The organism is Pedobacter sp. AC190 (assembly GCF_979258025.1).
In genome coordinates, this window is the sequence record NZ_OZ409824.1 from 2524597 (window position 1) to 2544197 (window position 19601).

The 19601-nt window shown below is 35.7% G+C and carries 19 protein-coding genes; 2 read left to right on the forward strand and 17 right to left on the reverse strand.

All coding sequences use genetic code 11. From position 1 onward, the window contains the following. Positions 1–110: 110 nt before the first annotated feature. From ACZZZI_RS11070 to ACZZZI_RS11115, 10 genes are all read right to left on the reverse strand, one after another. The gene (locus ACZZZI_RS11070) at positions 111–1550 is read right to left on the reverse strand and encodes an MFS transporter (RefSeq protein WP_316755155.1); all 1440 of its coding nucleotides are present in this window, start codon (positions 1548–1550) and stop codon (positions 111–113) included. Positions 1551–1572: 22 nt separating this feature from the next. Beyond that, entirely contained in the window at positions 1573–2235 is a 663-nt protein-coding gene (locus ACZZZI_RS11075) for a bifunctional 4-hydroxy-2-oxoglutarate aldolase/2-dehydro-3-deoxy-phosphogluconate aldolase (protein ID WP_316755157.1), read from the reverse strand. After that, positions 2232–3281, reverse strand: coding sequence for a PfkB family carbohydrate kinase (locus ACZZZI_RS11080; protein ID WP_463489454.1), 1050 nt, complete (start codon positions 3279–3281; stop codon positions 2232–2234). Before ACZZZI_RS11080 ends, ACZZZI_RS11075 begins: the two co-directional genes overlap by 4 nt. Positions 3282–3394: 113 nt before the next feature. Beyond that, positions 3395–4795 carry a glucuronate isomerase gene (uxaC, locus tag ACZZZI_RS11085; protein WP_463489455.1) on the reverse strand — a complete coding sequence of 467 codons (1401 nt, stop codon included), beginning with the start codon at positions 4793–4795 and terminating at the stop codon, positions 3395–3397. A 130-nt stretch (positions 4796–4925) separates the two neighbouring features. Next, a complete protein-coding gene (locus ACZZZI_RS11090; RefSeq protein WP_344768062.1) occupies positions 4926–6572 on the reverse strand; it encodes a UxaA family hydrolase in 1647 nt (548 codons plus the stop codon). 2 nt (positions 6573–6574) lie between these two features. Beyond that, the gene (locus ACZZZI_RS11095; protein ID WP_463489456.1) at positions 6575–8086 is read right to left on the reverse strand and encodes a tagaturonate reductase; all 1512 of its coding nucleotides are present in this window, start codon (positions 8084–8086) and stop codon (positions 6575–6577) included. Between the two features lie 36 nt (positions 8087–8122). Next, positions 8123–9139 (reverse strand): pectate lyase, encoded by a 1017-nt coding sequence (pelA, locus tag ACZZZI_RS11100; RefSeq protein ID WP_463489457.1) that lies wholly within the window; start codon positions 9137–9139, stop codon positions 8123–8125. A 15-nt stretch (positions 9140–9154) separates the two neighbouring features. Beyond that, positions 9155–11086, reverse strand: coding sequence for a glycoside hydrolase family 88 protein (locus ACZZZI_RS11105; RefSeq protein ID WP_463489458.1), 1932 nt, complete (start codon positions 11084–11086; stop codon positions 9155–9157). Between the two features lies 1 nt (position 11087). Continuing rightward, the gene (locus ACZZZI_RS11110; protein ID WP_463489459.1) at positions 11088–12758 is read right to left on the reverse strand and encodes a glycoside hydrolase family 28 protein; all 1671 of its coding nucleotides are present in this window, start codon (positions 12756–12758) and stop codon (positions 11088–11090) included. 156 nt (positions 12759–12914) lie between these two features. Continuing rightward, positions 12915–13871 carry a pectinesterase family protein gene (locus ACZZZI_RS11115; protein WP_463489460.1) on the reverse strand — a complete coding sequence of 319 codons (957 nt, stop codon included), beginning with the start codon at positions 13869–13871 and terminating at the stop codon, positions 12915–12917. A gap of 250 nt (positions 13872–14121) precedes the next feature. On the opposite strand from ACZZZI_RS11115, the gene ACZZZI_RS11120 reads away from it, so the two are divergent. Continuing rightward, complete coding sequence (locus ACZZZI_RS11120) at positions 14122–14922, forward strand: rhamnogalacturonan acetylesterase (RefSeq protein ID WP_463489461.1); 801 nt, start codon at positions 14122–14124, stop codon at positions 14920–14922. A 43-nt stretch (positions 14923–14965) separates the two neighbouring features. On the opposite strand, the gene ACZZZI_RS11125 is transcribed toward ACZZZI_RS11120, so the two are convergent. Then, on the reverse strand, positions 14966–15400 hold the full coding sequence (locus tag ACZZZI_RS11125; protein WP_463489462.1) for a carboxymuconolactone decarboxylase family protein: 435 nt from the start codon (positions 15398–15400) through the stop codon (positions 14966–14968). 207 nt (positions 15401–15607) lie between these two features. Between ACZZZI_RS11125 and ACZZZI_RS11130 the strand changes: the two genes are divergently transcribed. Further along, positions 15608–16540 (forward strand): hydrogen peroxide-inducible genes activator, encoded by a 933-nt coding sequence (locus ACZZZI_RS11130; RefSeq protein WP_316755179.1) that lies wholly within the window; start codon positions 15608–15610, stop codon positions 16538–16540. Here ACZZZI_RS11130 and ACZZZI_RS11135 read toward each other — a convergent pair. The 6 genes from ACZZZI_RS11135 to ACZZZI_RS11160 all read right to left on the reverse strand — a co-directional run bounded on the left by ACZZZI_RS11135 (position 16537) and on the right by ACZZZI_RS11160 (position 19601). Further along, complete coding sequence (locus tag ACZZZI_RS11135; protein ID WP_316755180.1) at positions 16537–16788, reverse strand: hypothetical protein; 252 nt, start codon at positions 16786–16788, stop codon at positions 16537–16539. The two genes, ACZZZI_RS11130 and ACZZZI_RS11135, sit on opposite strands and share 4 nt — an antisense overlap. A 23-nt stretch (positions 16789–16811) precedes the next feature. Then, on the reverse strand, positions 16812–17252 hold the full coding sequence (locus ACZZZI_RS11140) for a hypothetical protein (RefSeq protein WP_344768044.1): 441 nt from the start codon (positions 17250–17252) through the stop codon (positions 16812–16814). A gap of 90 nt (positions 17253–17342) precedes the next feature. Next, positions 17343–17951 carry a superoxide dismutase gene (locus tag ACZZZI_RS11145; protein WP_344768042.1) on the reverse strand — a complete coding sequence of 203 codons (609 nt, stop codon included), beginning with the start codon at positions 17949–17951 and terminating at the stop codon, positions 17343–17345. 138 nt (positions 17952–18089) lie between these two features. Next, a complete protein-coding gene (locus tag ACZZZI_RS11150) occupies positions 18090–18557 on the reverse strand; it encodes a nucleoside deaminase (protein WP_463489463.1) in 468 nt (155 codons plus the stop codon). Between the two features lie 176 nt (positions 18558–18733). Next, positions 18734–19069 carry a tRNA-binding protein gene (locus ACZZZI_RS11155; RefSeq protein ID WP_316755186.1) on the reverse strand — a complete coding sequence of 112 codons (336 nt, stop codon included), beginning with the start codon at positions 19067–19069 and terminating at the stop codon, positions 18734–18736. A 151-nt stretch (positions 19070–19220) separates the two neighbouring features. After that, entirely contained in the window at positions 19221–19601 is a 381-nt protein-coding gene (locus tag ACZZZI_RS11160) for a hypothetical protein (protein ID WP_316755188.1), read from the reverse strand.

The following is a 19601-nucleotide window of genomic DNA, read 5'->3' on the forward strand; positions in this document are numbered from 1 at the left end:
AGGGTTTATAGTTAGGTAAATCTATAGTCTTAGTATAGATTTATTGTATTAATGTAAACTGATTTAACATTTGGAGCCTGGCGATAAGCCCCAAATGTTTTAAATCTTTATTATTTTAGTTCTATAACTTTGTATTTTGGTACTAATGATTTCATTACTGTCCACCCGATTAAGTAGCAAACCGCACATATAGAGAATATGATAAAATATCCTGCTTCTTCGCCTTTAAAGCCCATGAAAACAATTTTGTTCTTACCAGTATAATCGAATAGTAATCCGGATCCTTTATTGATGATGAATGAACCGATCCCGCCAGCCATACCGCCAATTCCAGTAATGGTTGCGATTGCTTTTTTCGGAAACATATCGCCAACAGTAGAAAATATATTTGCCGACCAGGCTTGGTGCGCCGCACCTGCGATACCAATAATAATTACTGGAATCCAATAAGTAATGTGACCTAATGGTTGCGCAGCTAGCGCCAAAAGCGGGAAAAAAGCAAAAATTAACATCGCTCTCATTCTGCCCTCGTAAGGATTCATGCCCTTTTTATCAACGAAGTATGTTGGTAACCAACCGCCAATTATTGATAATAGCGTAATCATATAAAGTACAAATAATGGCAATGCACTCTGAGTAGAGTCCATCCCATAAACAGATTTTAAATAAGCTGGTGTCCAGAATAAGAAAAACCACCAAACGCCATCAGTCATAAATTTTCCGAAAGCAAAAGCCCAGGTTTGTTTAAATTTAAAGCAATCAACAAAAGATACTTTTTCTGTAGTTTCCTCTACATAATCAACAAGTTTTCTATCGTTAATAACATCTTGCTGAATGTAAGCTAATTCTTCAGCGCTAACTCTTTTATGTAGTTCAGGCTTGTTGTAAACAAAAACCCATAAACCCATCCATACAAAACCCAATGCACCAATAATGATAAAGGACATTTCCCAGCCATATGCTTTAGCAATGAAAGGAATTGTAATTGGTGCTGCTAATGCACCAACGGTTGCACCTGCATTAAAAATACTTGTTGCAAAAGCTCTATCTTTTTTAGGGAAATACTCTGCTGTTGCTTTAATTGCAGCTGGGAAATTTCCAGCCTCGCCAACGGCTAAAACAAATCGGGCGAAAATAAATAAGGTAACGCTAACAGAAACTACCATTCCTGTGTTGTTAATTTTTGAAATGATTTCTTTGGCACCTTCAAAGCCTAAAAACCAGTTTCCATTTATTATCCCTGCTGTTGCAATGCCACAGAAAGCGTGTAAACATGCACCAACTGACCAAACGCCAATTGCCCACAAGAAACCCTTTTTTGTATCAAGTTTATCAACCAAACGACCTGCAAAAAGCATCGATATTGCATAGAAAATAGAAAACAAGGCCGTAATATTTCCGTAGTCGTTGTTATCCCAATGGAATTCTGGTTTAATAAAATCAGTCCATGTTAAGGATAGTACTTGTCTGTCTAAATAATTTATCGTAGTAGCAAGAAACAAGAGTAAACATATTGTCCATCTGTATTTGCTTGTTTTTGGTTGGTTCATTTGGTTAGGTTATTAAAATCTTTTACTTACTCTGCTTAATTAAGTCAATTGCCAATTTTGTGTTGTCAAATAATTCGTCATAAAGCCCTTTGCTCATCACATCCTTACTGATTAATTTGCTACCCATTCCAACTGCACAAACCCCCGATTTAAACCAGGTTTTTAAATTTTCCAAGTTAATTTCAACGCCGCCCGTTGGCATAAAAAGCTGTCCTGCAAATAAATCTTTAATTGATGAAATAAACTCTGGGCCTAAAATATTTGCTGGGAAAATTTTAATTAGCATAGCTTTATGTTCTTGCGCAACACTAATTTCAGTTGGCGTCATACATCCAGGAATCCAAAGCATTCCAATTTTATTTGCAATTTCTGCAACCGCAGGATTAACAATTGGTGCAACAATAAAATCAGTGCCAGCTTCAATAAAAGCATTTGCATCAGCAGGTGTTTTTATGGTTCCTATACCTAAATATAAATCAGGCATTTCCGCATCGCGGATTTCTTTCAACTTTTTAAAATTCGGCAATGCCGATTTACCACGGTTGGTATATTCGAAAACACGTACACCTGCTTTGTATAAAGTACGAAGGATTTCCACGCTACCTTCTTCACTATCCTGGTAAAAAAGTGGTAACATACCTTGCTCTAAAATGGCATCTAAAATTTTATGCTTATTGCTTATCATCTTATTATTCTTTTTTCTATTTCGGCAACCGTACTTGTTGTTGCATCACTTGGAATATATAATTTATCGTATGCTGCTGCGGTAGCAAAATTTAAAGTTTCGCTAACAGGTAATTGATTGTAGAAACCGTAAATTAATCCTGCCATAAAACAGTCTCCACTGCCTACTTTATCTAAAATTTCGTCAGAAACATATTCTTCTGAAACCGTTAATTCGTTATTTGTATAAATTGTGGTATAATATCTTATACCTTTTCCATTATCGAAACGGAAAGTATTTGCAACAGCTTTGCATGCTGTAAACAAACTTAATATTTCTTTCGAAGTATCAGTAGCTTGTTGCAGTAACGTTTCCTTTGCGTAGCCTTCTGTTGGTTTTAAATCATCATGAAGCGCTGTTCCAAGCATTTTATTTGCAGCCCAAACATTTCCCATTATTAAGGTGCAATATTTGGCTAATTCGGGTAAAATATTGATAGGCTCTTTCCCGTATTTCCAAAGCTTCGCTCGATAATTAAGATCTAATGACACGGTAATGTTTTTTGAGCTGGCTACTTTTAAAGCCTCTACACAAATATCGGCGATTGATTGATTGATTGCAGGACAGATTGCGCTAAAATGAAACCAACTAACATCTTCAAATACTTCATCCCAGTTTATTTGGTCAACCTTCAAATCTGCATAGGCAGAGTTTGCTCTATCGTAAATTACTCCGGCGTTTTTCAAATCTTTTCCTTTCGGAAGATAATATAAACCCAAGCGGTCGCCATGGAACACCATATGCGATGTATCAATATCTCTTTTATCGAGATAATCAATAATTTCTCTAGTAACTGAGTTATCGGGCACGGCCGAAAGGTAAGCAGATGGTACATTCCAAAGTGCCAAAGCTGTAGCTACATTTAGTTCTGCACCGCCAACATAAAAGGGTAATTTATTTTCTTTAAGCCATTCGCCATCCATATCTGGGCAAATGCGTAAAAGAATTTCACCGAAGCTTAAAACTTTTTTTCTATTTTCTGATTGTGGTAATATCTGGTTGCTCATTTTTATGTTGAACTGGCATTTTTCTGCTTATTTTTAATTCGAGGCAGAAAACCAAAGGAAAACGATTGAAACGATTTGATTCCAATCATTTTCCATTAAAAAGACCGATTTTGTTAAAATTTAAAGTAATTTTTTGCGTTAAAATACGAAATATCCTGCACAATTTTGCCAATCCATTCTAAGTCGTTCGGCAATTCTCCATTCTCTACGTCATCTCCAAAGAGATTACAAACTATCCTTCTGAAATATTCGTGCCGAGGAAAAGAAAGAAAACTGCGAGAATCGGTAAGCATACCTACTAAGCGACTTAAAAGCCCCATGTTTGATAATGCATTCAGCTGTTTTATCATGCCATCTTTTTGATCTAAAAACCACCATGCAGAGCCAAACTGAACTTTTCCAGCTACAGAACCATCGTTGAAATTTCCAATCATAGTTGCGATCAATTCATTATCCGCTGGGTTTAAATTGTAGATAATTGTTTTTGCCAATTTATCCTGTGTATCTAAACGATTTAAAAATTTGGAAAGCATTCTTGCCTGACTAAAATCGCCGATAGAATCCCAACCCGTATCGGGGCCTAGTTGACTTAACATCCTCGTGTTGTTGTTACGTAAGGCACCTAAGTGATATTGCTGAACCCAACCTTTTTCATGATCCCATTCTGCAAAATAAACTAACATTGCAGATTTGAACTTTAGATTTTCCTGATAAGAAATACCTTTTTTATTCCTGATTTTTTCGAAGATCGAAGTAATTTCTGCATCAGTATAATCTTCAGCATAAATTTGTTCTAAACCATGATCAGAAACTGAACAACCATTGGCAGCAAAGTAATCGTGGCGACTTTTTAAAGCATCAAGATAATCTTGAAAATTGCCGATTGTTTTATTTACAACTATTTCTAACTTATTTATGTACTCATTTAAGCCATCAATATCATCGCTGTTCATCGCCTTATCAGGTCGAAATGCAGGTAACATTTTCAAATTTGTACCTTCAGCAGCTAACTGTTGGTGAAAATTTAGGCTATCTAAAGGATCATCAGTTGTGCAAACAGCTTCTACATTCATTTTCGCTAGTAAGCCACGAACAGAATATTCTGAAGTTTGCAATTTTGATGAACAGTTATCGTAAATTTTTTGTGCTGTTTTACCAGAAAGAATTTCGTTTACATCAAAATAACGCTGTAATTCTAAATGTGTCCAATGGTATAAAGGATTACGAAGTGTATAAGGAACAGTTTCCGCCCATTTTTCAAACTTCTCATAATCTGTTGCATTTCCAGTGATGTATCTTTCATCTACACCATTTGCTCTCATTGCTCTCCATTTGTAATGATCTCCATAAAGCCAAACCTGGCTTATGTTTGAAAATTGAACATTGTTTGCAATTTGCTCGGGAATTAAATGATTATGATAATCGATAATCGGCATTGATTTTGCAAATTCATGATAAAGCTTTTGAGCTGTTTTTGTTTGCAAAAGAAAATTTTCGTCTAAGAAAGGTTTCATTCTAAAATGAGGTTTTAGATAGTGCTTAATAAAGAATTCTATCTGTTAATATTCTATTTGGTTATTCATTACGAAGTATGAAGCAGTCTGTTTTTATGGAAGATTGCTTCATACATCGGCGCTTGCTTTCTTACAAACTAACACCACGTTTCCATGGTATAAAATCATCCTGATTAAGCAAAACCGCTTTTGGAATAACTTCACCGCTGGCTGCTTTAATGCAATATTCCAGAATATCTGCTCCCATTTCCTCAATGGTTTTTTCGCCTTCTATAACTGGTCCGCAATTAATGTCGATGATGTCGCCCATGCGTTTGGTTAACTTGTTGTTTGTTGCAACTTTAATGGTTGGGCAAACTGGATTTCCTGTGGGAGTACCTAAGCCTGTAGTAAACAAAATCAATGTAGCGCCAGAAGCTGCTTTTCCTGTGGTTGCTTCCACATCATTTCCTGGTGTGCAAACTAAATTTAAGCCTGGTTTTGTAGCAGGTTCGGTGTAATCTAAAACATCTTCTACAGGAGAAGTTCCGCCTTTTTTTGCTGCACCAGTGCTTTTTATTGCATCGGTAATTAAACCGTCTTTAATATTTCCTGGTGATGGATTCATGAAAAATCCTGAGCCAACATTTTCCGCAGCCTGATTATAAGCAGTCATTAACTGGATAAATTTGCGAGCTGCAGTTTCATCTTTTGTACGATCGATTAATTGTTGTTCGGCACCGCAAAGCTCAGGAAATTCTGCAAGTAAAACGGTTCCGCCTAATGCAACCAATAAATCGGATGTGTAACCAACAGCTGGATTAGCGCTAATGCCACTAAAGCCATCGCTGCCACCACATTTTACGCCTAAAACAAGCTTGCTTAATGGTGCTGGCTGACGCTCGATTTTGTTGATTTCAGTTAAACCAATAAATGTTTTACGGATAGCTTCTTTAACTAATTGTTCTTCGCTTTGCGATTGTTGTTGTTCGAAGATAAAAAGCGGTTTATCGAAATTAGGACTGCGGTGTTTTAAGTCGTCCATAAAATCTTGCACCTGCAAATTCTGGCAACCCAAACTTAAAACAGTAACACCAGCTACATTTGGATGATCGGCATACGCCGCCAATAATTTGCTTAAAACTGCTGCATCCTGGCGTGTACCACCACATCCGCCTTGATGGTTTAAAAACTTGATTCCATCAACATTTTTGAAGATTCTATTTGCAGCTGGATTTGCATTTCCGATGGCGCTTGTATCTGCCTCAGCTAAACTTTCGCCGTTTTTGTATGCATCAACCAGTTGATGTGTATATGATTTGTATTTATCAGTAACAGCATAACCCAACTCATTGTGTAAAGCCTCACGGATTACATCTAAATTTCGGTTTTCGCAAAAAACTGTTGGAATGAAAAGCCAGTAATTTGCAGTTCCAACACGACCATCGTTACGGACATAACCATTGAAAGTTCTGCCTTCGAATTTAGAAACATCTGGTGCGTGCCACTCGTAATTATAGGGGCGAAATTCATACGGATCAGAAGCATGTTTCGTGTTCTCTGTATCCATTAAACCGCCTTTTAATATGAAGTGTTGTGCTTTTCCAACTAACACGCCATACATAATAATGTGATCGCCAGCATTCATATCCTGCATAAAAAATTTATGCTTTGCCTGAATATCATCCTGTAAAGTATACTCATGCCCATCATGAATAATCGTTTCTCCTTTTGCCAAATCCTGTAAGGCAACTAACACATTATCGTTCGGGTGAATTTTTAAAATTCTTGTAACCATTTTTAAATTGTTCTTTCTGTATGCAAGTTACTTAATGTTTCTTCTGCTCCAGCGTTTTGTAGTAAATCAACGTAATTTTTTATTGCAGCATTAAAGCCAGGATAGTTGTTTAAGTTTTTATCCCACAAACGCCTGTCGCCTAAAATATTATCAATTGCAGTTTCAGGATTTTGCCAATAATCGTATAAAATTTCGGCAAATTCATCCTGAATGGGATAAGCCTTACCTTTTACATTTGCAATGTAATTTGCGCCGTCTTTTGTTGTGTTCATAAAGATAATATATGCAGAAAGACCAAGTGCAATAAGTGGTGGCACTTCATTTTTTTGACTATAATATTTTCTGATTAATGGCATATTACGCATTTGCATTTTAGAAGTGAAATTTAGCGTAATTGCTTGCCATTTATGTTCTAAAGATGGGTTACTGAAACGATCGATTACACTTGAAGCAAAATCAACTGCATCTTGATAAGTAATGTCGTCGTTTTCTAAAGAGTGTGCAATTTCTTGTTGCATTAAGTTGGAAACATAGCTAGCAAAAGCCTCATTCGCCATTGCTTCTTTAACGGTATCAAAACCTGCTAAAATGGCTAAGCCACAGCTCAACGTATGTGTTCCGTTCAATAATCGAAGCTTTAACTCTTTAAATTTATTGATAGATGGAACAATGAAAATTCCTTTGTCTGCTTTTTCAAAAGATAGAATTTCCTTCACTTTTGGATTTGATGATTCGATAGCCCAAAGTCTGAAAGGCTCAGCCATAATCATCAACTCATCTTCGTAACCCAATTGCGTTTGAATTGCTTTTTGTTCTGCTGCAGGAAGTTTGCCTGGAACAATGCGATCGACCAAAGATTTGCAAAAGTGATTCGAGGTTTTTAACCATTGTTCGAAATCCCAGCTTAACTTATTTTGAACCGATAATTTTAATAATATGTCTTTTAATTTATCTGCATTATCGCTTATTAATTCAGTTGGTACGATAACCATTCCACTTTCTGCCGAACCATTAAAAGCTTTATATCTTTCGTGTAAAAATGCAAGCAATTTACCTGGATAAGATTGAGGTGGATTATCCGTTATTTTGTCTTCACTTAAAACAATTCCAACCTCAGTTGTATTTGAAATTACAATTTGCAAATCAGGATTGTGTGCTGCTTTTAAAATTTCAGGCCAATCTTGTGCTGCTGATAAAACCCGACTGATTGAAGAATTAATTGTATTTTCTTCAACATTTATGCCGTCTTCAATTCCTTTTACACAAAGAGTATAAAGATTATCTTGTTTAGAAAAAGCATCTGCACCGCCTTGAGAAGTAGATTTTACAACTAAAACGCGGCCGTTAAAAACACCGTTTCTATTGGCTTTATCAATAAAATAATCGGGTAAGCCACGAAGTAAAACACCTGTTCCAAATTGAATTACTCTTTCAGGCAATTCTAAAAGTTCTACCGCAGGTACTTTAACATTTTCCCCATTTATGTTTTTTAAATTTTCTCTGCTTAAAATCATTTGTTTTTCATTTTGCCGTCTGCGACGAGTTTTTAATTATTTTGTACTGTTCATGGTTAACCATTTCGGATATTCTTTTTCGATCAGTTTTTGACCCCAGTTGCCATACCACGCATAGCCATTTCGGCGCTCTGGGCTTAAATCTTCAAGTTTGAGTTTTATGGTATTATCGCGATCTCCAAAAATTGGAATGTTCTTGTTCAAATCATAAAAGCGAGCCCAGGAAGTAGCCGTATTATCAGCAACTAAGCCCGATGAAGTTTTTTCTCTATCAAACCTGTAACCTGTAATTTTATAATCTACGAACCATTTTACGGCTGCAGTAATCGCATTTTTTATCTCTGCTGATGGTTTATTGAAACGCATCAGGAAACGAACAATATTCGCAGATTCACTTGTACTTAATGAGGCGGGTTCGAAAGCCCTCGCTTTGGCTGGAAGTAGAGAATCTTTATCATATTGCGCACCCCAAATTGTTAGATTTCCATTTTGTTTAACCTGTGTTTTCAAAATGCAATCAACTCCTTTTGCAACTGCTTTTTCGGCTTTTTTAATGTAGTTCGCATTTACAACATCAAAATCATTCGATTTTGTGGCGATGTCTTGAAGAATATTTAAAATATTAATCATCGCATCATCGTTGTAGGTAATTTCAGTACGATAAAGAGCCTTATCAGGATAGTATTGCGGCCAGCCACCATTTGGGTATTGTGCAATTAAAATATAGTCTAAACCTTTTTCAGCAGCAGTTAGATAGGCTTTATTGTTCGTTTTTTTATATGCTTTTACCAGGTAAATAACCTCACGACTTGTTGCTTTGTTATCAAAAGTTGCATGCAAATCGGTTGTTGCTTTTATTTTTTCTTTCAGTTCGGGCGTTAAGGTGGCGCCATAGTTCACAACACTTTTATCTTCGAGTTGCTTTGGCCAGCCACCGTTACTTAATTGATAAGCCAGCATTTTATCAGCAACAGAATCTGTTGGCGTTTGTGCATAACAAGACGTTAGTAATATACTTAACGCAAACAAGAGAAATGTTTTTAATCTGTTCATTGTTGTAGTGGATTACTATTTCTTTACAGGAACCTGTTTAATTAACCAGTTTACTAAATCGTTGGTTGCTTTAAAGTTTTCAAGGTCTTTTGGTAGCTTTCTGCCATCGATATATTCATTGTAAAACCAAGGGTCGCCAACAGCGAAAACTGTTCCTTTGCCATATTTTGCAGTAGCAATAACTACATCACCATTATCTGTCAATGCAGAAACAGCAGGGGCTTTTACGGTAATTGTAGAAATCTCTTTGATATAAACTTTCTTTGCTGTTTTGAAAATGCTGTTTCCCGCAGGAATTTTTATTGCACCCTGCTCAAAGTTTAATCCTTGTACTTTGTTGCGGCTATCTTCATTAAAATGGATGCCGAAAGTTTCTGGTAAAACATTAAACTTTGTGATTTCGCAATTACCAACATCATTTAATAATAACACTAAAACGCCACCTGCTTTTACCCATTCGCTAATCTGCTTTGCATGTGCAGCATTCATAAAGTTTGGATTTGCAGTTTCCTTTTCTGTATCTGGATCTACAATGATATAAATGTTCGAGCCCTTTAAATTTGTAGTAGTTGGAGCAGTTGAAAGTGTTGAGGTTTTAACGCCCGCATCGTTAAAGACTTTTCCAAACAGAGAGAAGCCGTTATTGTCATCCTCATTCCACAGGTAATGAAAAGGAATTTTATCGCTGGTAGGGCCATTCATATATTCATTATTGAAAAAGTTATCTACTGTTACAGTTAAACCTTTTCCAGGTTTAGGTAAAGCATCGATTTCCATTTCTGCCGCTGCACAAATAAATGAACCAACGCCTTTCGGATCGTTAGTAATTACTTTTTCACTGATGTAATATTCAAAGCTGCCATCACGATATTTAGGTTTTCCACCTAAACCCGAAACAGAAACCGTTTTAGTTAAATTTACTCTTTCATCGCCTGCCGATTCTATAAATTCTTTCTTTAAACCTGCATAGCCTTTATTTGCAGCTACCATAAAAGATTGTGGTAAATAACCTTTTCTAACGCCTTTAGCCAAGCCATAAACAAACATGCTCGATGCAGAGCTCTCTAAATAATTGCCTTTACGCGTTGGCATATCCATAATATCGAACCATACGCCAGATTTCGAATCCTGATACTTTACTGTTGCAATAGCCGTACGATTTAGAATTGCGATTAATTCTGCTTTTTTTGGATGGTTTTTAGGGAAATTATCCAAAACATCAACAAGAGCCATAATGTACCAACCCATTGCTCTACCCCAAAAATTAGGTGATTTACCAGTAGTTGGGTCTGCCCATTTCTCCAATCTACTTTCATCGTAACCATGATAAAGTAGGCCTGTTTTTGTATCTCTGGAAACTTTTTCCATCAAAATAAACTGATTGGCAATGTCATTAAAAGCCGAATCTTTTCTCATTAATGCTGCGTATTCTGCGTAGAAGGGCTCGCCCATATATAAACCATCCAACCACATTTGGTTCGGATAAATTTTCTTGTGCCAAAAACCACCCGCTTTTGTGCGAGGTTGTTGTTGCAACTGATTGTATAATTGAGTAGCAGCAGTTAAATACTTCTGTTGCCCCGTAACTTTATAAAGCAATAATAAAGATCGACCATTTTTTATATTATCGATATTGAAATCTTCGCTTTTGTAAGTTCTAATACTTCCAGTTTTATCAACATAAGCATCCATAGAAGATTGGATGTATTTGAAATAATCGCCATTACCAGTATTGCGCCAAACCTGTGCGGCACCTTCTAAAACAACGCCCATATCATAACTCCATCTTGGGCCTTTGGCATCTTTAAGAACTGTTGTATCTTGAAACAGGGTTTCCATTGCAGTTAAGGTTAACTGCTCGGATAATTTTTTTTGTGCAAAAACGCCAGTACATAGAACCGTTAAAACAGTTAATATCGAAGTGGCTTGTATGATAAATTTTTTCATATTATTTAGAAATCTCTAATGCCGTTTTATTTACTTCCTCACTAAATACAGATGTTTTTTTTGCTTTAGAAACATCCGTGCCACTTACTTTAATGCCCTTAGTTTTTTCGCCACTGATATTAAAAAGCAACTCGCTCCCGTTTTTATATTTTAAGCCATTGATGCTGATGTTTGTGCCATTTTGAACACTTAAAATCGGATTGGTATCTTCAGTAATTACATTAACATTTTTTAGGGAGATGCCAGAGGCTTCTATAATCTCAATTCCTTTTTTCGATTGAATAGTTATATTTTCTAAATGGATATCTTTAATGTTCATCTCAGGTAATCCTCTAAAAAATATTGCCTTTTCGGCGCCATTGGCTACTACATTTTTAATGTGCATATTTTTAAATTGAGGTGTTGCTTCTGTAACAGGTACCGTTATCGTTTTTATAGCCTCTCTTTTTTCACCAGCTAATGGAACTGGATCTACAGCTGCATAGTACATATCAAATAGAATGGCTTCACCTGGAATATCGATCATATTAATGTTGTTTACATAAATATTTTCGACTACACCACCACGACCGCGGGTTGTTTTAAAGCGTAAACCAATATCAGTACCAATAAAAGAGCAATCGTAAACCCAAATATTTCTTGCACCACCACTCATTTCGCTTCCAATTACGAAGCCACCATGCGCATGGTAAACAACATTATTTCTGATGATCACGTTCTCTGTTGGCATACCTCGTTTTCGGCCAGATTCGTCTCTGCCCGATTTAATGCAGATCCCATCATCGCCAACATCAAACGTGCTGCCTTCTATTAATACATTTTTGCAAGATTCTACATCTACACCATCCCCGTTTTGTGCAAACCATGGGTTTTTAACCTGTAAATTCCTCAAAGTTAAATCCTCGCACATTAGTGGATGCAAGTTCCATGCGGGCGAGTTTTGAAAAGTAACACCCTCTAAAAGAACTTTTTTACAGCTGGTTAAAACCAATAAGTTTGGTCTTAAGAAATCTTTAATATCTTCATAATCCGCGGCTGTTTTGCCTGCTACAATAACGCCTGCATTTTTGGTTTTAGAACCTTTTACAGTTTTTGCAGATGGATACCATAATTTGCCGTCTTCACTAATTATCCCGCCACCAGAAACCAATTTCTTCCATTGTGTTTCAGTAAGTTTATCTTTTTTAACCATGCGCCAAGCGCCGCCGTTTCCATCTATAATGCCTGAACCTGTAATGGCTATGTTTTCGAGATTAGTTCCAGAAATAGGACTTTGATTGCGCCAGGCTGGCTGGCCTTCCCAGTTGCCTTCTACTAGTTTATATTGATTGAAATCATCAGTGAACTGAAGAATCGCATCGCGTTTTAAATGTAAGTTAACATTGCTTTTTAATTCAATAGGGCCAGTTAACCATAAACCCGATGGGATTAATACAACACCACCACCTTTTTGACTAACCGTTGCAATTGTTTTATTTATGCTAACTGTGTTTAAAGTTACGCCATCGCCTTTGGCACCGAAATTAACAATGCTTGTAGTATCTTTTTTAAATGTAACCTGCTTAATTACTGGTAAAGTTTGACTTCTTACCATCGAAACACTTACAGAGAGTAAAATTAGAGAGGCTAAAGCTGCTTTACGGGGGTGTAAACGACCTATTAAATGTTTCATTAGTTGCTACGTTAAATTATACTTGGTTATTGTAAAACAAGTGTACGGTCTTTAACGGTAAAATAGAAGAAAAATCTATGCAATCGTTGCCAAAGAAAAAGGCTTTTTTACTAGTGTTTGTTGTTTTAACTATTTGTTAATTAGTTGTTTATAGTTTTATTTTCCTTCTGGATTCCATCCACGGAAAACGTTTTCCAAAGTGTAGGCTTTATACTCATCATTTGTTAACTGATGCGACCACTTAACTCTTTTCTGACTATTAGCACCTTTTCCAGTACTTTTATATTCAGCATAATAAGCAGTTTGCTCGTTGCTTTCTTTACTCCAATTATTCCATCCTTCAGCATAGATAAGATCAGGCAGTTCGCAATTCAGGTAAACAACTTTCGCATACGGTCGCCATGGCCTGCCTAAGTAGAAACTACTAGCAGGTGCATCACCTTTTATTTTGCAATTGTTTAGCACGTAACCAAATTTCGTTGTATCTGCTGTTGATGCAGCTGTAATATAACCTGCTTTTTTACAGTAAAGTGTACAATTCTCAAACCAGGCAGTTGAAGCACCAAATATAAAATCTACCGTGCCCTCTATATAACAGTTTTTGTAGTATTGGCGATTATTACCGCCGTAAGTATAAAGTGTATCCTGAAAGCCTAAAAACCTGCAATTATTAAAGATTAGTTTGTCGCCTCCAGCCCAAACTGCAACAGCTTGTCCAACAGGGCCCGACGAGTTTTCGAAAGTTAGGTTTTCTGCAGAAAAGCTCTCGCCATAAATGTAAAAGCTCGATGAACCAGATGTGCCTTTCTCTTCGCCAAAAATATTTTTCTTTTGGTTGTAGTCATCATAAGTTAAAATGGTTTTATATAAATCTTCTCCAATAAACTTTACGTTCTTTTTTGAAGCAGCTAAAATCAATTTCTCTTTATAAATGCCTTTCTTAATAAAAATTGTAGTGGTTTTGTTTCTAAAATCGGGTACAGCATTAATGGCCTCCTGAACAGTTTTAAAGTTTCCGCTACCGTGGGCACTAACTATAAAATCGGGTTTAATTTCTAATGCATTAGCCGTTAGGCAAATTGTTAGCAGAAATAAAAAGAATGAAATTTTCATATAAGAATTTGGTTAGAAGAAAATAAAATCGGCTGCGAGTTTTTTAATGTTAAACGCAGCCGTGTTTTAATAATATATGATGAACAATTTTAAACATAAAACTTGATGCTAAATATATTATTGACAAATTAAACATCGCAAACGATAACGGGAACGATTGCACAATAAAGATTGTAATAAATTTAAAAATGGAGTAACCTTGTTGTAACGAATGTGATTAGTTGATAGTTGGATTTTTAAAATCATTACCATGAATAAAAATAGAAGATTTACTTTAATCGCCTTTTGCTTCTTGTGTTTTCTTTCACTATCGGCCTTCTTATTTAAGTCAAGGCCAGTTCATGTTTATCTGATTGGTGATTCTACCGTTGCTGATTACACTCAGGAATCTGATTACCTCCAAAAGAAATATCCCATTACAGGTTGGGGTCAGGTTTTTCAACAATTTCTGCATCGCGATAGCCTTAAAAAATTAAATAGATTAATAAAGAGTGATACGGTGCTTGTTATAGATAAAGCTAAAGGCGGTAGAAGTACCAGAACTTTTTTCGAAGAGGGAAGATGGCAAGAGGTTAAAAGTGTTTTGCAAAAAAATGATTTGGTTTTAATTCAGTTTGGTCATAATGATGCGGCAAAAGATAAGCCCGAACGATATGTAGATATACCAGGCTATAAAAATTTCCTTCGAATGTATGTTAAAGAAAGTCGGGATAAGGGAGCCTTCCCAGTTTTAATCACTCCAGTTACTCGTAACTACCCTTGGAAAGATGGCGTTTTAGGAAGTGCCCATGGTGATTATCCGCAAGCGGTAAAAGATGTTGCAAACGAACTAAATGTTCATGTTATTGATTTAACTACACTTTCTGCAACATTTTTTACTCAAAAAGGTCAAGACTTTGTTTCTAAAAACTATTTTATGAACCTCGATTCTGGCAAATACGAAGCTTATCCGAAAGGACAGAAAGATAATACACATTTTCAGCCCGAAGGCGCTAAAGCCGTTGCCAGGTTAGTTTATTTAAGTTTGATAGAACTTAATAAAAAGAAATAAATCGCCTGAGTTTTTGCCGACCCAGGCGAAATGTTATCGAATATTATCCTACCATAGTTCTCGAAGTGATCGCAATTCTATTCCATGCATTAATGGTTACAATTGCGATAATTATTTGAGCCAAATAATGCTCATCAAAAAGATTTGCTGCTTTTTGGTAAGTAGCATCAGAAACGTGATTTGTAATTAAGGTTACTTCTTCTGTTAATGCTAAAATCGCTTGCTCTTCTTCTGTATAAAGATTTGTTTCCTTCCAGGCATTTAATAAGTAAATTCTTTGCTCGGTTTCGCCTAACTTACGGGCATCGGTACTGTGCATATTTATGCAAAATGCGCAACCGTTAATTTGTGATGCTCTTAATTTAATTAACTCTTTATGAGTAGGAGTTAAGGAACTTGAAGCTAAATATTTTTCTAAGGCATACATAGCCTGGTAAGCTGCAGGCTCAATTTTTTGAATGTCAATTCTACTTTCCATGTTTTTGTTTTTTATTTGCGATGTAAAGTTCCACATTCAGAAACTTAAAAAACTTAATGTAGTTTAAGAAAGTAAATCTGTAGAGTTTAATTGTTTTTGCTCATAGTTAGTTCTTTCACTAGCACATTATTTTAATAAATGATTTTTGTTTAGAATAAGTTATAAATGAAATTTATATATTTGAAATTATAAATCAATTTTACCTATATGACTTTAGTTCAACTTGAATATATTGTGGCCGTAGATACTTATAGAAGTTTTGTAACTGCTGCTGATAAGTGTTTTGTAACGCAGCCAACGTTAAGTATGCAGGTGCAAAAACTCGAAGAATTATTAAGTGTAAAAATATTCGATAGAAGCAAACAACCTGTAAGCCCAACAGAAATTGGTTCACAAATTATAGCGCAGGCAAGAGTTATTTTACAAGAAAGCGGAAAAGTAAAAGAGCTGATCAATAGCCAGCAACAAGATGTTTTAGGTGAATTAAGAATTGGTGTTATTCCAACCGTAGCGCCATATTTACTGCCTGAAGTGATATCAGCAATGCTCGAAAAATATCCAGAATTAAAGCTGTTGATTTGGGAATATACTACCGAAGATATTATTCAGCATTTAAAAACAGGCGTTTTAGATTGCGGTATTTTAGCTACGCCATTAACTGACCCGAATATTATCGAAATGCCAATGTATTACGAAAACTTTGTAAGTTACATTAGCAAAAACAGTAAGCTTTATAAAAAGAAAGCGGTTGATGCGGAAGATTTAAACGATGAAAACATTTGGCTTTTAAACGAAGGTCATTGCATGCGAAATCAGGTTTTAAATATTTGTCGTTCTACCAAGAATAATAGATTACAAGGCCTTGAATACAATACAGGTAGCGTAGAAACTTTGGTAAGAATGGTCGATTTAAACGGCGGCGCTACTTTATTACCAGAACTTGCCATTGCCGAATTAAATGCAAAACAAACAAATAAAATAAGGCATTTTAAATCACCTGAGCCTGTTCGCGAAATTAGTTTGGTAACACATAAAAACTTCATCAAAAAGAGAATGCTAAATGCATTAAAAGATGAAATCTTAGAAATTATTCCGAAAGCAATGAAGCAGAGAAAGAAAAAGGACGTGGTCGGTATTTAGTTGCTTATCAAATCAGAATTGATTTTTTCGCTGTCTTTTCCAACATGATCAGCTAGTTTATAACTTTCACTTTGTGGATTTTTATCCTCCATAAAAATTAAAATTATAAGGGAAATAATTGGAATTAAGAAGGATATAAAAAACCAGAACCAAAAATTTCGTCCTGTTCTTTTGGCCAGAAATCCAGCCAAAAGTTGCGGAGATAGTAAAAGGCAAATTACAATACTCCCAACTATTATTTCTGGCATTGTATTTAACTTTATTAAAGCTACTAATTAACCTTTTCAGGTTTAATTAATAAGCCATTAATGTCGCCTTCAACCTCTTCTTCTTCCCCTTTTTTCTTTTTCTTGTTGCTTTTCCCACTCAAACGTTCTTCGATAATTTTATCGTACTTGGTTTGCTGGTCGCCTTTTAAAACCTCACGGATACCTTTAGAAGTTTGGTTTTGAAGTTTATAATATTTGTCGGCATCATCCTCTCTAGAGTTGCCAGCTTGTTGTCTCTTCACCAAATCTGCCTGTTCTTTAGCTTGATTAAAAGTTAAGCTATAAATAATACTTTTTTGAGTATCATTTAACTTTAACTTTTTATCTAAATCTTCTACATTTTTCTTGGCAATTTCAGTAGGAGTAGGCACTTTATTTTGTTGTGCAGTAGCTAAGCTGTTTATGCCTATAACAATTAAGAATAAAAATATAACCTTTTTCATTTGTATAAATAATATATGCGAAGGTATTAATTAATAAGAAAGCCTGCAAATTTGAGTTTGCAGGCTTTAATTATCTCGTTTTACGGTTAATTACAATGCTTTTTTATAAAGCTCTGCAACTGCATCCCAGTTAACTGCATTCCAAATTGCCGCTAAATAATCAGGGCGTTTGTTTTGGTATTTTAAGTAGTAAGCATGTTCCCAAACATCGATACCGAATATTGGAGTACCTTTTACTTCAGCTACATCCATTAAAGGGTTATCTTGGTTTGGAGTAGAAGAAACCTGAAGTTTTTTGTCAGCACCAACTGATAACCAAGCCCAACCAGAACCAAAACGAGTTGCACCAGCTTCTTGCATTTTAGTTTTTAAATCAGCAAAAGAACCAAAAGCAGCATTAATTGCTTTAGCTAAATCGCCTGTCGGCTCGCCACCTTTGTTCGGACCTAAAACGTTCCAGAATAAAGAATGGTTATAGTGACCACCACCATTATTTCTAACAGCAGCTGGGTATTTAGAAATGTTTTTTACAATTTCTTCGATGCTTAAATTAGCCTCAGGCTTTCCTTCAACAGCTTTATTTAAGTTAGTAACATAAGCTTGATGATGTTTGTCATGGTGGATTTCCATGGTCATTTTATCAATATGCGGTTCTAATGCATCGGTTGCGTAATGTAACGCAGGTAATTCAAAAGCCATAATATTTATATGTTTAAAGTTTAAAAAATGTTTCTTGAAGCAAATATAACATTCAAAGGTTAAGTTTTGTTCATGTTATTATCATCAAATGTTTTTGTTATGTACACACAGTTAATAGTAAGTAGCTAATAATTTGTGTTATCGCTTCCTGGCAAAGAAATCTTTCATTAGCGCAGCACATTCATCAGCTAAAATACCGCCCTTAAGTTCAGTTTTTGGATGTAATAAATTAGCACCTTTCGATAAAAAACCTCTTTTTTCTTCGCGTGCACCATAAACTATTCTGCTTATCTGAGTCCAGTAACTGGCGCCAGCGCACATTACACAAGGCTCAATGGTAACGTACAAAGTGCAATCAGTTAAATATTTTCCGCCAATGGTTTGGCTAGCCGAGGTAAAAGCCTGCATTTCGGCATGTGCTGTAACATCATTAAAGCGTTCTGTTAAATTATACCCGCGGCCAATAATTCTGTTTTTAGAAACTACAATTGCGCCAATCGGAATCTCATCCTCAGCCATTGCTTTTTGTGCTTCAGCCAAAGCCAGTTTCATATAATGAATATCCTCCGCGTCTTTATCTTTATTCTCGAAATCGTAAAAACTCATACACAAAGGTAAATTTATAACTGATTTTTGAAGTGCCTCATTTTAATTAGAAAAGCAAATGTCATGCAATTCCTAACCAGCAGTCCCGCCTTACACTTTACTGCGTGCTCGTTTCAGTCGGGTTTAGCAGCGAAATGCCTGCAAAACTATTTAAGTTAGCCCCCGCAATAAGCAAATTAAATAAGCTTGCTCCCGTTCGGTACTTTGCCCTGAACTGTAGATAAAACAATATCTCCATTTTCATCAGCAAAGCCAGTTACTAAAAATTCTGACATAAACTTACCAATTTGCTTTTTTGGAAAGTTAACCACGCCAATAATCTGTTTACCAGGTAACTCTTCTTTTGTATATAGCTTTGTAATTTGTGCGCTGCTTGTTTTTACTCCGAACTCACCAAAATCTACTTTTAATTTGTAGGCAGGTTTTTTAGCTTCAGGGAAATCGAAAACTTCTAAAATTGTTCCAGCACGCAATTCTACTTTTTCAAAATCGTTCCAGGTTATTTCTTCCATAATTATAATTTTGGCTAATTTATAAAATTTAGAATAGCAACTTCAACGATTTTGTAACGATTTAAAGCGGCAGGAAGGCCAAAGCTCTAATCCTGATTTAGGTATCAATTGGGAAAATAATTACCCGCCTAAACTGAATATTCGCCGTTTATTATTGTGAACAAGGCCCATCAGGAATTTCCTTGCTAATTTTGATGACTTTAGTAACTACCAGTGTCGAATCAAAATCTGCTGCAACTGTTGCTGTATCAGATTTGGCAAAATACCCTTGCAATTCGACATAAACGGGTTCGTAAGGCTTTTCGAAATTTAAGTTGCTATAAGAAAGTTCTAAATTTTTAACACTATCTACAACCCAATATTCTCTACCATCTTCGCACAAAGTAAACGATTTCATTTCAGGACCGAAGCTATAAAGGCCTTTAACAGTTTTAAGGTTACTGCTTTCTACGCTTTTATCGGCTCTGTTACAAGCGGTAAGGGCCACACCAAATAGCATAACGAATACGATTGCTTGTTTAAATGATTTCAT

Bases quoted from the DNA above. Each gene is read 5' to 3' on its own strand.
- ACZZZI_RS11070 (WP_316755155.1), bottom strand. From the start codon at position 1,550: ATGAACCAACCAAAAACAAGCAAATACAGATGGACAATATGTTTACTC.
- ACZZZI_RS11075 (WP_316755157.1), bottom strand. From the start codon at position 2,235: ATGATAAGCAATAAGCATAAAATTTTAGATGCCATTTTAGAGCAAGGT.
- ACZZZI_RS11080 (WP_463489454.1), bottom strand. From the start codon at position 3,281: ATGAGCAACCAGATATTACCACAATCAGAAAATAGAAAAAAAGTTTTA.
- uxaC (WP_463489455.1), bottom strand. From the start codon at position 4,795: ATGAAACCTTTCTTAGACGAAAATTTTCTTTTGCAAACAAAAACAGCT.
- ACZZZI_RS11090 (WP_344768062.1), bottom strand. From the start codon at position 6,572: ATGGTTACAAGAATTTTAAAAATTCACCCGAACGATAATGTGTTAGTT.
- ACZZZI_RS11095 (WP_463489456.1), bottom strand. From the start codon at position 8,086: ATGATTTTAAGCAGAGAAAATTTAAAAAACATAAATGGGGAAAATGTT.
- pelA (WP_463489457.1), bottom strand. From the start codon at position 9,139: ATGAACAGATTAAAAACATTTCTCTTGTTTGCGTTAAGTATATTACTA.
- ACZZZI_RS11105 (WP_463489458.1), bottom strand. From the start codon at position 11,086: ATGAAAAAATTTATCATACAAGCCACTTCGATATTAACTGTTTTAACG.
- ACZZZI_RS11110 (WP_463489459.1), bottom strand. From the start codon at position 12,758: ATGAAACATTTAATAGGTCGTTTACACCCCCGTAAAGCAGCTTTAGCC.
- ACZZZI_RS11115 (WP_463489460.1), bottom strand. From the start codon at position 13,871: ATGAAAATTTCATTCTTTTTATTTCTGCTAACAATTTGCCTAACGGCT.
- ACZZZI_RS11120 (WP_463489461.1), top strand. From the start codon at position 14,122: ATGAATAAAAATAGAAGATTTACTTTAATCGCCTTTTGCTTCTTGTGT.
- ACZZZI_RS11125 (WP_463489462.1), bottom strand. From the start codon at position 15,400: ATGGAAAGTAGAATTGACATTCAAAAAATTGAGCCTGCAGCTTACCAG.
- ACZZZI_RS11130 (WP_316755179.1), top strand. From the start codon at position 15,608: ATGACTTTAGTTCAACTTGAATATATTGTGGCCGTAGATACTTATAGA.
- ACZZZI_RS11135 (WP_316755180.1), bottom strand. From the start codon at position 16,788: ATGCCAGAAATAATAGTTGGGAGTATTGTAATTTGCCTTTTACTATCT.
- ACZZZI_RS11140 (WP_344768044.1), bottom strand. From the start codon at position 17,252: ATGAAAAAGGTTATATTTTTATTCTTAATTGTTATAGGCATAAACAGC.
- ACZZZI_RS11145 (WP_344768042.1), bottom strand. From the start codon at position 17,951: ATGGCTTTTGAATTACCTGCGTTACATTACGCAACCGATGCATTAGAA.
- ACZZZI_RS11150 (WP_463489463.1), bottom strand. From the start codon at position 18,557: ATGAGTTTTTACGATTTCGAGAATAAAGATAAAGACGCGGAGGATATT.
- ACZZZI_RS11155 (WP_316755186.1), bottom strand. From the start codon at position 19,069: ATGGAAGAAATAACCTGGAACGATTTTGAAAAAGTAGAATTGCGTGCT.
- ACZZZI_RS11160 (WP_316755188.1), bottom strand. From the start codon at position 19,601: ATGAAATCATTTAAACAAGCAATCGTATTCGTTATGCTATTTGGTGTG.